General features: G+C 61.5%; 12 protein-coding genes. 2 read left to right on the top strand and 10 right to left on the bottom strand.

Features of this window, described 5'->3' with window-relative positions; all coding sequences use genetic code 11:
* Positions 1-228: 228 nt before the first annotated feature.
* From ACZYOF_RS14795 to ACZYOF_RS14785, 3 genes are all read right to left on the bottom strand, one after another.
* Positions 229-504, bottom strand: a complete 276-nt coding sequence (locus tag ACZYOF_RS14795) for a hypothetical protein (RefSeq protein ID WP_394569765.1) — start codon at positions 502-504, stop codon at positions 229-231.
* A 305-nt stretch (positions 505-809) separates the two neighbouring features.
* Entirely contained in the window at positions 810-2,066 is a 1,257-nt protein-coding gene (serA, locus tag ACZYOF_RS14790) for a phosphoglycerate dehydrogenase (protein WP_463716210.1), read from the bottom strand.
* A gap of 175 nt (positions 2,067-2,241) precedes the next feature.
* Positions 2,242-2,448 carry a hypothetical protein gene (locus tag ACZYOF_RS14785; RefSeq protein ID WP_282528006.1) on the bottom strand — a complete coding sequence of 69 codons (207 nt, stop codon included), beginning with the start codon at positions 2,446-2,448 and terminating at the stop codon, positions 2,242-2,244.
* A gap of 337 nt (positions 2,449-2,785) precedes the next feature.
* Here ACZYOF_RS14785 and ACZYOF_RS14780 point away from each other — a divergent pair, with 337 nt between their 5' ends.
* Together ACZYOF_RS14780 and ACZYOF_RS14775 are read left to right on the top strand one after the other, a co-directional pair.
* Complete coding sequence (locus tag ACZYOF_RS14780; RefSeq protein ID WP_463716209.1) at positions 2,786-3,451, top strand: DUF2306 domain-containing protein; 666 nt, start codon at positions 2,786-2,788, stop codon at positions 3,449-3,451.
* 563 nt (positions 3,452-4,014) lie between these two features.
* Entirely contained in the window at positions 4,015-4,257 is a 243-nt protein-coding gene (locus tag ACZYOF_RS14775) for a hypothetical protein (RefSeq protein ID WP_130584051.1), read from the top strand.
* A 108-nt stretch (positions 4,258-4,365) separates the two neighbouring features.
* Here the strand turns inward: ACZYOF_RS14775 and ACZYOF_RS14770 are convergent, their stop codons facing one another.
* From ACZYOF_RS14770 to ACZYOF_RS14740, 7 genes are all read right to left on the bottom strand, one after another.
* A complete protein-coding gene (locus ACZYOF_RS14770) occupies positions 4,366-4,599 on the bottom strand; it encodes a hypothetical protein (protein WP_130584050.1) in 234 nt (77 codons plus the stop codon).
* Between the two features lie 507 nt (positions 4,600-5,106).
* Positions 5,107-5,286, bottom strand: coding sequence for a hypothetical protein (locus ACZYOF_RS14765; RefSeq protein ID WP_130584049.1), 180 nt, complete (start codon positions 5,284-5,286; stop codon positions 5,107-5,109).
* Positions 5,287-5,471: 185 nt separating this feature from the next.
* Positions 5,472-5,816: a hypothetical protein gene (locus ACZYOF_RS14760; protein WP_463716208.1), complete on the bottom strand. Its 345-nt coding sequence runs from the start codon at positions 5,814-5,816 to the stop codon at positions 5,472-5,474.
* 185 nt (positions 5,817-6,001) lie between these two features.
* The gene (locus ACZYOF_RS14755) at positions 6,002-7,474 is read right to left on the bottom strand and encodes a hypothetical protein (protein ID WP_463716207.1); all 1,473 of its coding nucleotides are present in this window, start codon (positions 7,472-7,474) and stop codon (positions 6,002-6,004) included.
* A 322-nt stretch (positions 7,475-7,796) separates the two neighbouring features.
* Entirely contained in the window at positions 7,797-8,942 is a 1,146-nt protein-coding gene (locus ACZYOF_RS14750) for a PepSY-associated TM helix domain-containing protein (RefSeq protein ID WP_463716206.1), read from the bottom strand.
* A gap of 508 nt (positions 8,943-9,450) precedes the next feature.
* Positions 9,451-9,948 carry a septal ring lytic transglycosylase RlpA family protein gene (locus ACZYOF_RS14745; RefSeq protein WP_245476804.1) on the bottom strand — a complete coding sequence of 166 codons (498 nt, stop codon included), beginning with the start codon at positions 9,946-9,948 and terminating at the stop codon, positions 9,451-9,453.
* A gap of 373 nt (positions 9,949-10,321) precedes the next feature.
* The gene (locus ACZYOF_RS14740) at positions 10,322-10,921 is read right to left on the bottom strand and encodes a L,D-transpeptidase (protein WP_207234670.1); all 600 of its coding nucleotides are present in this window, start codon (positions 10,919-10,921) and stop codon (positions 10,322-10,324) included.
* Positions 10,922-11,015 lie beyond the last annotated feature (94 nt).

Here is an 11,015-nt window from a genome sequence, read left to right as displayed (position 1 = left end):
GGAGATACGGTCCCATTGCGTGTCGTTCAGAACGAGCCGATCCAGAACCCCCAAGGCTTCCTCCTAAAAGAAAGCCTTGAATCACGTTCCGTCTGATTTGAGAATCCCAAGAGTCCACACAGCCTAGGGCGGATCGGCGGAGCGATGTGAGCACTACCCCATCAACACAAAAGGCCCGCGAACATGTCGCGGGCCTTTCGCTAGCTATGCACCGTAAGCGCGTGTCGGTTAGCGGGACGCGCCGGTTCCGGTCCCGGTCGTACCGACCGTTGCGGCCCTTACTTTCGGTCGGGGTGTCAGGACGCTGAGTTCGTGCGGAGAAGCCGCCGAGGGGGCGACCTGCGTCTGTTCCTGGACATTCGCGGCTCCCAACAGCCCGACTTGCACCGGCGAGATCGGCAGCCCCTGCACTTCATAGGTCGGCAATTCCGCAGCGAAGCTGGTGGTGCCGCCTGCGATCGTGATCGCGACCATGGCTGCGATGGTTAAAGAAGTCTTCTTCACTGCAATTCTCCTGGATAGATTCGAAAGCCAGAAGATAGCTCTTTTGCTGCGTTGCGGTATGCGCCTTGTTGCATTGCAACAATGCAGGATTGCGATCCGTCGCTTCGCCTAGCGATTTGCTTCGCTACGGGCGCCAGGTACAGGGATCGCGTTGCTGAAATTCGAAGGGAAACAGAATGATCTTCCGATTACCAGCCGACTGTCATCCAAATGACACGTCGATTGAGATCGACCAGCCGATCACATTTTTCTGAGATAGCGGACGACGATCTCGACGCGCGGCCAGCTCGCGATAGCCATGCCCCTCACCGCGCCATCGGCCGGTCCTGATCGTACAGCACGCGGACGCGGATGGTGCCGTTCACAGCCCGTAAGTCCGCCAGCAATCCCTCGCCCTCGCCGCCGACGACGTCGGTCTCAAGCACGACGTAGCCGACCTCCGGATCGGTTTGCAGGTATTGCGCCAGGATATTGATGCCATGGCGGGAGACGGCGTCGTTCACCTGGCGCAACACGCCGGGGACGTTGCGGTGCACGTGGATGAAGCGGGTGCCGGTCGGCCGCGCCGGCAATTGCACCTGCGGGAAATTGACGGCGCCGAGCGTTGAGCCGACATCCGAATAGTCGATCAGCTTGCGCGCGACTTCGCCGCCGATGCGGTCCTGGGCCTCCTCGGTGGAGCCGCCGACATGCGGCGTCAGGATCACGTTGGGGAGGCCCTGCAGCGGCGAGACGAAGCGGTCCGCATTGGAGGCCGGCTCCACGGGGAAGACGTCGACGGCCGCGCCGGCGAGCCAGCCCTCGCCGAGCACGCGGGCCAGGGCATCGAGGTCGACGACGGTGCCGCGCGAGTTGTTGATGAGATAGGCGCCCTGCTTCATCTGCCGCAATTCACGCTCGCCGATCATGTTGGCGGTGGCCGGCGTCTCCGGCACGTGCAGGGAAACGACGTCGCTTGCCGCGAGCAGTCCGTCCAGCGTCTCGACCGGCTCAGTGTTGCCGTGGCGGAGCTTGTCGGTCTGGTCGAAGAAGATCACGCGCATGCCCATGGCTTCCGCCAGATTCGACAATTGCGAGCCGATATTGCCATAGCCGACGATGCCAAGCGTCTTGCCGCGCACCTCGCGGCTGCCCTCCGCGGACTTGTCCCAGCCGCCGGCATGCGCCGCGACCGAGCGCGGGAACACCTTTCGGAGCAGCATCACCACCTCGGCGATGGTGAGTTCCGCCACGCTGCGGGTGTTGGAATAAGGCGCATTGAACACGGGGACGCCGAGTCGCCGCGCCGCATCGAGATCGACCTGGTTGGTGCCAACGGAAAAACATCCGACCGCGATCAGCCGATCGGCGGCCTCAATCGCGTCGGCGGTGAGCTGGGTCCTGGAACGAATCCCCAGCATATGCACGCCCGACAGCGCCTGCTTAAGCTCCTTGGCGCCGAGCGCCTTCGGCAGACGCTCGACTTCGGTGTAACCGTTGGCGTCGAACAGGCGAACGGCGGAATCGTTCACGCCCTCCAGCAGCAGGACGCGGATCTTTTGCTTGGGCAGAGACAGGGGCATCGGTCGTCCGATCGTGGTCTGGCCGGGCCGATCGTCGGAATTTGGGCTGGCCCGGAGGAGCGGACGGATATCCGCCCTTGCCGCCCGAGGCAACCGCTGAGGTGCAAATGGCCGGCGCTCATGTTCCGCCTACCGCCGATCGGCGCTGCGGCCCCGCCACCGGCTCCGTCGGCCCTCACCCGCCCAGCACATTCCCCCATCCGTCGAACACGAACTCCCGCCACGCGACCGCCCCGTCGGCGCGCGCGTTGCTGGTGCGGCGGAAGTCGTCGGCTTCGTCGCCGATCCAGGTGACAATCTCGTCCGTGGCGCGGTCGTGCAGGATCGCGGGCTCGGACGGGTCGAAGTTCATCATGGGATGCAGGCTTTGCTGAGCTGTCATGCTCCGATAACGCGCTGGAGACCACGAAGGTTGCGCTCGATCGATCACATGCGTTCGAATTACATCGGTAACGTCATCGACTGGGCTCCGGGCCTTGCAGTCATCCCAATGCCTCAATCAGCTCCAAATCCTGTTCGTCGCGCGCCAAACTTATGCTGAGCTATCGCGGTGTCCTTGCAATTCGAACTTGATCGGCAGCAGAGCGGCTCGATCGGCACAAGTGCCGTCGGCACGGCCGCGTTACGATGGACGATGACCGCCCTTGTGGCTGCCGTCTGGATCAGCGCGGCGATCTTCGGTTTGTATATTGTTGCGATCTACCTCGGCGCGCTGGTGGATGGAAATCCGGGATCTGCCGCGCCTTCACGATCCACACTCGCTGATGGCAACAATGGGTATCGGGCTGCATTTCGCGGCCGGCACGGTGCTTCTTCTGCTCGGTCCATTGCAACTGATCAGCGCCGTGCGGGCGAGAGCGCCGGCGTTTCACCGGTGGGTCGGCCGGCTCTATGCATTGTCGGCACTTATGGCCGGCTTGGGCGGGCTCGCTTTTATCGCCGTGCAGGGCACGATCGGCGGGACACCGATGAATATCGGTTTCAGCCTCTATGGCGCGCTCACGGCCATCGCCGCCGTCGCAACGTTCTGGCATGCGCGAGGCAAACGCTTCGAGCAGCATCGTGCCTGGGCGATCCGGCTGTTTGCGCTGGTGATCGGGTCATGGCTCTACCGGATGGATTACGGATTCTGGGCATTGCTCGGCCATAACATGGGTCACACGCCGACGTTCGACGGGGGTTTTGACGCCGTGATGGCGTTCTTTTTCTACATTCCCAATCTGATTGTTGCCGAGGCGTTCATTCGCGCACGCCAACTGCGCTCTGCTGCTTACGTCAAGGTCGGAGCGGCGATTTGCATGGGCGTCGCCGCAGCGTTCATCGCAGTCAGCATTATTTCACCGCCTTGCACTGGGGACCGAGGATTGTGCAGAGGCTGCTTTTGACCTTGTGATAGTGGGCGGCGGCCGATCATCGTCGGAAGCAGCAGGACTGCTGTCTTACTTCGCAGCTCGGCTCCTTCGCCCCAGTCCAGAGAAAAGACCGGCGGGCGTTACGCCGCCGGCCTTCTCTTGTAGCTGCCGGCTCCCGGGTCCGGTTCCGCCACAAATTGCTGTGCCCTTAGGGGACACCGGCAAGTTTAATAAAATCTTAACAAGGCAAAAGTGGCCTGGATCACACTTTGCGGGCAGCTAGAGCATGATCCGGAAAAGTGTGAAGCGGTTTTCCGAAAAGACCATGCTCAAACAATAACCTAAAGCGCGATGATGATTCATCCTCATCTCATCGCGCTTTAGTTGACGCGCGACGGCGCCAGCCAACCGGCGTTCGCTCGCGACTCACCACCGGAAAACTACGGAGCTTTGCATCGCACGACGAGTCGCGTGATGCATTCGCGCATCGCTGCGCACTGTTTGTGCGCGGAGCTTAACCATTGCGCGTTGCTTGTCTTAGGGAACCACCGACTCAGTGCTACCATGCAGTGCATACCGAAACAGGAGTGGTTCGGATGCCTTGCTACAGCTTCGATCTCGTCGTTGGGGAAGAGTTCAGGAATCAGGGCTCGATCATTCTCGAGGACTTGCACGTCGCCTCCGACAGAGCCGACCAGCTCGCCAACGAGCTCTCGCAAGTCAAACCCGAGTTGAAAGCAAAAGGCTGCGCGGTTCGCGTCACCGATGCCGACAATATCGAGCTGTATCGCACGCCGCTCGATCCTGTGCCGGCGTGGCGCTCCGCAAGGCGGAACTGAGCAAGGGCTCGCTTCAAACCGCTTGAAGGCGGACGGCGCGCGAAGGCGATCCGCCTTCGTCTGAAGAAGCCGGCGGCTTACATCATGCTGGCCGGCGTTGTGACCACGTCACTGCCTGGAAACGTGATGCCTCGCGCGCGCGTGGCGCGCCGGAGGCGCGACCGACAGATCGACACGGCCGATCGACGCCAGCGCATTCTGCGGATAATTATGGGTGCCGACGCCGAGGCTCTGATAGAACGCCTGCGCTCCAGGCTCCTGGACCGCCTGCTGCGCAGCCACCGGAGTTGCGATCACCGCCGATACCAATGCAACCGCGCTGAAAAGCTTGAACCTAGTCATTGCCTATTCCCCTTTCGACTTGACCAAACAAATCGTGTTTGAACTCTCGCCAACGTCTCGAAGTCATCGTGGCGTTCGCGGCTGCAGATAGCGATGAGACGTTCACGTTCAATAGAATGATATTCATCATCCAAAAAACATCATCGTGATCGGCCACGGCGGACGCGTGCTTTTGAAGGGGCCGGGGCATCCCCGCTTTTATGCGTCTTCGGAAGAAGCTTCGCCGTAGCGCTCAGCCGACGATGCGGACGTTCTCAATCGAGCGCTGAAATGGAATGATCTTCCCAAGCACCAAGCGCTGATGTACGCCGCGCCGTCCGCGCATCGCTGCTCGCGACCCGCGATTGGTCGTTCACGTTTTGCTGAGTTGCTGGAGCAGCCGCTGGGGCGATCATACTTCGATCGCCCTAGCCGCGCAGATTGCGCGAATGCGATAATCCGCCGATCAGTTGCGAGGGGAATAGCGGATCACGCTCGCGCCAATCCGCCCTGCTTTGACCTGCAAGATCACGCCGCTAACAATCGATCAAACTCCGCCGGAGCATACGACGTCCCCTCTTTATCCGTGATCACGACCTGCCAGCCGGCGCTGGCGAAGACGCGCGCTTTGGCTACGATGATCAATGAGCTCTGGCGTTCGACCTTGACCTTCTCGTTGTCGCGTTCTGCGATCATTTTGTAGGACAATTTCTTTTTCCCATGTTTGTGCTTGCCCGGTTTTCGCCAATAGCCAACAGGCTTTGGCCGCAATTCGCCGGGAACGTGACGATTTGATGGAACGGCGCCGACGCCGCTTTGCTGTCGCGAGGGCGCACAGGAAGCGGCAACAAAAAAGCGGCCCTTGGGCCGCTCTCTTGTCGCTACTGTGTTCCTCAATAAGCGTAGGAATCATACGGCTCGAACGGCGCAGCGGCGATCGCGGCCGCTGTACCGATCGCGCCACCGACGACGCCGGCTGCGACCTCGCCGGGACCAGGCCCGTAATAGGGTCGGTGATAGACGGGTCCGTAGTAGACCTGCCGATAATGGTAACCCATGCGGGGATAGCGGCCGGTATTATAGGGTGTGCCGACGCCATAGCTGCCGGTCAGGTAGCGCGAATTCGGATAGTTGAATCCGATCGAGCCAGGTTCCTGCGTGACTCCCTGCGCCATCAGCGGGGTGGCGAACGTCGTCGTCAACACCGCGGCGGCACTCAATAATGCGAGCTTCTTCATCGGTCCTCCTCCAATGGTGCCCCTTCGAAGGCCCAACTGTGGAACACGGGCACCGTTCCGACCTTTTATTCAACGCGCCGTGAAGTTCCGCCCGGTTTTTCCGCCGTCATTCCGGAGTGCGATGAAGTCGCGAGCCCGAAATGACCGTCAGTGATCTGCCCGGCGGGCGAGGACGACGCCGGCCATCAATACTCTCCGTTGGTGAGCCACTCCGGCCCACGTCCGTCCTTCCGATAGTCGCGCCCAACAATCAGCGCATCGTCCCTGCCGGCGAATGCGATGAACTTTGCATTGGGGCTTACGATCAGGTGCTCGACGTCCCAGCCTCCGCCAATTCGGTCTGCCGAGGCGCAGAGCGAGTTGGTCCGCTGCAACGATGCAGCACTGACGCCGTGAAATAGCTGTGCGCAGATTCTCGCTCGATCGCTTTCGACCCGCTCCAGCTCGAGTTGGTCCTCTTCCTGTGAACTGTTGTCGTAGAAATCCGTCACGACGACAGTCTCTCCATGCAGACTCAGCCTCGGAAAAATGAACGATCCTTGTTTTTGCCCGATGCCATGGGGCTCGAAGTATTCGAGCCTGTCATTCTTCAGTTCGCAATCCGCGATCAGGAGATCTTGACGCAACCGACCGGCCACGCGGCTTGAAGCCTCACCCCGACTGGGCTCCAGCAGGACAAGACACCGCTCTCCATCGAGCGCAATATCGGCCACCGTAAGTTCATATGGAAGCTTGAACGGACCGGCACCAACAATCTGCCAGTACTGCATGAGCGGACGTTTTCCGGGTACGACCGTATAGAGGGCCTGGTAGCCGGGCAGAGCCCCGTCAGGCCCCGACAACTGCGAAGTGGCATGTGCAGCAAGCGTGTAATAGACGACATTTTTCGACTTGCTGTCTTTAGCGCAGCCGGGCCTGGGAGCCCGGGTCGGACATTGGTAGCTGCCGAGACTCCGAGAGCCGATCTGCGGCGTCGACACCCCGTAGATGCCGATCTTCGGATCACGCGGTCCGTATCTATCTTGGTCCGAGGCGAACACCATGAACTCAAAGCCGTCCTTCTCGATTGAATAACTCAGCGGCTCGGTCTGGCGCGGCTTCAGGCCGCCTGGATTGATGTCCCTGAGTTCGACTGCGCCGCCGTTGCTTCGGCTATACAGGTTGCCGGCGCCATCGGTCTGCATGGGCCCTTCGGGACCTCCGCCACTCTTTCGAATATGGATTGTCGAGGGCCACCTTCTGCCGCTCTCGTCGCGCAAGGCTCGAACCAGATGATGGAAGGACTGTCGAATGACCGTTTCGCTTGTCGGCACTTCACCGGGCCTGTAGGCGAGATGCGCCACACCCGACACATACACGAACTGCCCCCCACGAACGCAATCCGCGCGCGCATAGGCGGCCGGATAGACGACCAGCGGATGAGGATCGCCGCCGACCAGAGACAGCATGTACACGATACCGCTCGGCGACGTCGCAGCACCCGGCCCTTGAGGCGCCTGCTTATCGATGAAGGTCAAGGTTTCATCGGAGCACCAACTGATGCTCGATATCTTCGTTCCGAATTTGCCGAGATCGACAATATCGCGCGCGGTCAGCACCTCGGCCGTCGCTGGCGACACGTTGAAGAGAAATACCAATAAGAGAACGACTAGGATCATCTTCGACTGCTGCCCCCCTTACTATATAATATCGAGGAGGGTGGAAAGTGAAGCAAACCTCGGACGCACAGCGCCGCGAGAATGCGAACTCACATCCTCTCCGCTGTTTGAAATTCAAATCAAAAACCCATCCCCGCGTCGTCCCGGGCTTGACCCGGGACCCATAACCACAGGCCTTTGTAGTGCGCTCCGCTGCAACCGCTTGCCCGCGCCACAACGCCTCCCTGTGGTTATGGGCCCCCCGCTTTCGCGCGCTTTCACGGGGACGACAGCGGAGCGTGCGACGACGCCGTAGATCCGCCCTACGGCCCGCCCCATATGGCTAGACCTTGCTCTCCACAGCCGGCCGCACATCCGGCAGCTTCATCCGCGCCGGCGCGGTGCGCCGCTTGGCGAACCACAGATAGATGCCGCTGCCCAGCACGATGATGGTGACGAGATCGAGCAACGCCCAGACGATCTTGAGCGGCAACCCGCCATAATCGCCGAAATGCAGCGGTCGCGAGACCTGCAGCGCCCTCAGATACCAGGGCACCTGCGGCGCAAGGATATTCTCGCCGTTGTTGGCATCGACCAGCACCGGCTGCAGCATGCGCGCCGTGAACGGCGTTGCGCCCTTGGTCCAGACGATCACATGTTGCGGGCTGCCGAAGCGCGCCGATGTCGGCATGGTGACTGAGGTCACCAATCGATCCGGAAATCGTTCGCGCACGCGGCTGACGGCGGATTGAACGGAGGGAATCGCCGCGACGGGCTTGCCCTGGTACGGGGCGAGCAGAACCGGCACCAGTTGCGCGCGCCACAGATCGAACAGCGGCGTCGCCAGCGTGTTGATCGTCCCGGTCAAGCCGACCGCCACGGCCCAGGTCACCGTGACGATGCCGAGCATATTGTGCGTATCCAGCCATTTGAGCCGCGGCGACGAGCCGCGTCGGATCGTGCCGAAATCCAGCCGCCGCATGAACGGCCAGTAGACGATGGTCCCCGAGATCAGTGACACGACGAAGACAACGCCCATTGCGCCGAGGAACAATTCGCCCGGCAGGCCCGTGAACATGTCCTTGTGGATGCGCAGCACGATATCCATCACGTCCTGATGCGGCGCCTCCTCGCCGAGCACCTCGGCTGTGCGCGCATCGATGGTCACGCGATGAAACTGGCCGGGCGCAGGCATGGCGGTCGGCGACGTCGCGACCGTGACCAGCGGCTCCGCCTGCTTCAGATTGGCGATGAGAACGAACTCGCCGGGATAGCGCTGCCGCGCGACCTCGATCACCCGATCAAGCGATGCACGCGGCGTATCGTCCGGCATCTCAGGCGCCGCGATCTCCTCCTCGAGCAGATCGTCAATCTCGTCATGGAAAACCAATGGCAGGCCGGTCACGCACAGCATCAGCAGGAACACCATGCTGACGAGCGAAGTCCATGTGTGAATGCGCGACCACAGCCGGATCGTTTTCGGTCGCATCGGTGCGTCTACCTGCGATCGCTGGCCGAGCGCACGATGGTGCGCGGGCGCGTGTGTTGGTCGCCGCCACTCCTGGTGCAGGCCATGGTGACGCGGTCGGTCATGCTCTTCACGTTGAGTGCCAAGTTGATGCCGTTCGGCTAACGGCAATGGTAGCGGATACCACCGCCGAAGCCCCAGCCGTCCAGCGCGCCGTCCTTGATAATGCAATCCACATAGACGGACGCGCGTTGTCGCGCAACCAGAACCGGGCTGTCTCGGAGGCGCCACGTTGCTTGGAATTGGTCTAATGAAGAACAGGAAGAAAAACCCCGCCTCCACGAATGGAAGGCGGGGTTGAAGTTCATTGGGTAAGAAATCCGCACGCAATGGATAAGTTCAAGGCGCGGGACGTAGCGTTTAGAATCTTATCGTGACGAAAGCTGCCGGCAACCTGAATAAAGCGCCGAGCGCGAGGGAGATTTTCCCGACGACGACAGAGAAAATTCCCGACGTGTGGGACCAACGGTTAGTGGACCACGTCAAGCTTGACGTTGCTGAGACCCTTGCCGACCATTCCGAGTTCTTGCGCGGCGGAATAGGAGACGTCGACGACTCGTCCCCGCACATACGGTCCGCGGTCGTTGACCCGCACCGTCACCGAACGGCCGCTCTTGACGTCGGTGACGCGAAGCTTGGTGCCGAACGGCAAGGTCGGATGCGCCGCGGTCAATTCGTTCTTGTCGAACTTCTCTCCGCTCGCAGTCTGCGAGTCCTCGCTGTAGAAGCTCGCGACACCCTGGGATGCGACCTTGGCATCGCCACCCTTGCGCGACGCCAGACGCGTATGCTTCCGCATCGCCGCTACCCGCCTCTTCATCGCTACCGCCGCCGTGCGGGTGTGCACGTACGATGCCTGCCTGCTCGCGCCGATTTCCGATCGTTGGCTGACGACGGTTGACTGCGCACAGGCCGCCAATGAAGCGGCCCCGAGAACCACCGCGATGAGCCGCGTGGCTCTCCACATAGAACCGGATGAGACCAGGTGCGCATCAACCTGCGCGCGCCCCCTGATGTCGACGTACGAATTTGCGGCAGCGTCGAACCACATGTTGCATCCCCAACTCGCGCCCCTAGCCCAAGCCGAAATCCAACATCGTTAAGGGCGGACTCCAATCGGGCTTAACCGGGGCAGGAAGCGTCGGGCACGCTTGCCGTTGCACGATTCCCGCAAGGTGTGGTGATTGCGCCACAGCCGGCGCTGTCATTATGGGCGGGATGCATACGAAGCATGCTCGCCCAGAATCAAATGGGCCGCAGGCACAACGGGAAAATGGATTCCGGTTGCGACGCTAACGCGTCGCCCCGGAATGAGGGATGGTGAGTTGGCTTAGATCAAGTCAGCCGCGGCGCGGGCTGAACGGTCCGATCGCCGCCGTGCCAGCAGCAGGCGGCAGCACGACGACGGTCGCGCCCGGCTTCACCCGGCCAAACAGATCGATCACGTCGGAATTGGCCATGCGGATACAGCCGGAGGAGATCGCCTGCCCAATGTATTCCGGTTGATTGGTGCCGTGGATGCGGTACAGCGTGTCCTTGTTGCCCTGGTAGAGATAGAGCGCCCGCGCACCGAGCGGATTAGCAGGGCCACCGGCGACACGCGACGGATAAGGTCCGAGCCGCTCCTGGATATCCTTGGTCGGAACCCAGTCGGGCCACTCGGACATGCGGCCAACGGTAGCGACCCCGGAGAAGGCCATCGCCTCCTCGCCCACCGCCACGCCGTAGCGGATCGCTTTGCCATCGGGCAGCACGTAATAGAGATAGCGCGCATCGGTATCGACCAGGATCGAGCCCGGCTGTTCCTTGCGCGTGTAGTCGACGATATGGCGCTGGAACTGCTCCGGAATGGAAGCCTGCGCGTAGGGTGGATGGGCCAACAATTGCCGATCGCGCGGCGTCATGCTGGCATCTGTGGATGGCGACAGCGTCGTCTGCATGCAGCCGGCGAGCGACACCGCCCCCGTCAGCAAAACTGCGAGCCCCAATCTCGACACCGCACGTCTCCCCTGCGTTAACCTGTTACCTAGTTGC

The organism is Bradyrhizobium sp. LeoA1Lang, assembly GCF_055413685.1.
This window is presented reverse-complemented; position numbering and strand designations above follow the sequence as displayed.

What these genes read in the sequence shown, in the direction of transcription:
- ACZYOF_RS14755 (WP_463716207.1), bottom strand. Translation starts at nt 7,474, where the DNA reads ATGATCCTAGTCGTTCTCTTATTGGTATTTCTCTTCAACGTGTCGCCA.
- ACZYOF_RS14740 (WP_207234670.1), bottom strand. Translation starts at nt 10,921, where the DNA reads ATGCAGACGACGCTGTCGCCATCCACAGATGCCAGCATGACGCCGCGC.
- ACZYOF_RS14775 (WP_130584051.1), top strand. Translation starts at nt 4,015, where the DNA reads ATGCCTTGCTACAGCTTCGATCTCGTCGTTGGGGAAGAGTTCAGGAAT.
- ACZYOF_RS14745 (WP_245476804.1), bottom strand. Translation starts at nt 9,948, where the DNA reads ATGTGGAGAGCCACGCGGCTCATCGCGGTGGTTCTCGGGGCCGCTTCA.
- ACZYOF_RS14760 (WP_463716208.1), bottom strand. Translation starts at nt 5,816, where the DNA reads ATGAAGAAGCTCGCATTATTGAGTGCCGCCGCGGTGTTGACGACGACG.
- ACZYOF_RS14780 (WP_463716209.1), top strand. Translation starts at nt 2,786, where the DNA reads ATGGAAATCCGGGATCTGCCGCGCCTTCACGATCCACACTCGCTGATG.
- ACZYOF_RS14785 (WP_282528006.1), bottom strand. Translation starts at nt 2,448, where the DNA reads ATGACAGCTCAGCAAAGCCTGCATCCCATGATGAACTTCGACCCGTCC.
- ACZYOF_RS14750 (WP_463716206.1), bottom strand. Translation starts at nt 8,942, where the DNA reads ATGCGACCGAAAACGATCCGGCTGTGGTCGCGCATTCACACATGGACT.
- ACZYOF_RS14770 (WP_130584050.1), bottom strand. Translation starts at nt 4,599, where the DNA reads ATGACTAGGTTCAAGCTTTTCAGCGCGGTTGCATTGGTATCGGCGGTG.
- serA (WP_463716210.1), bottom strand. Translation starts at nt 2,066, where the DNA reads ATGCCCCTGTCTCTGCCCAAGCAAAAGATCCGCGTCCTGCTGCTGGAG.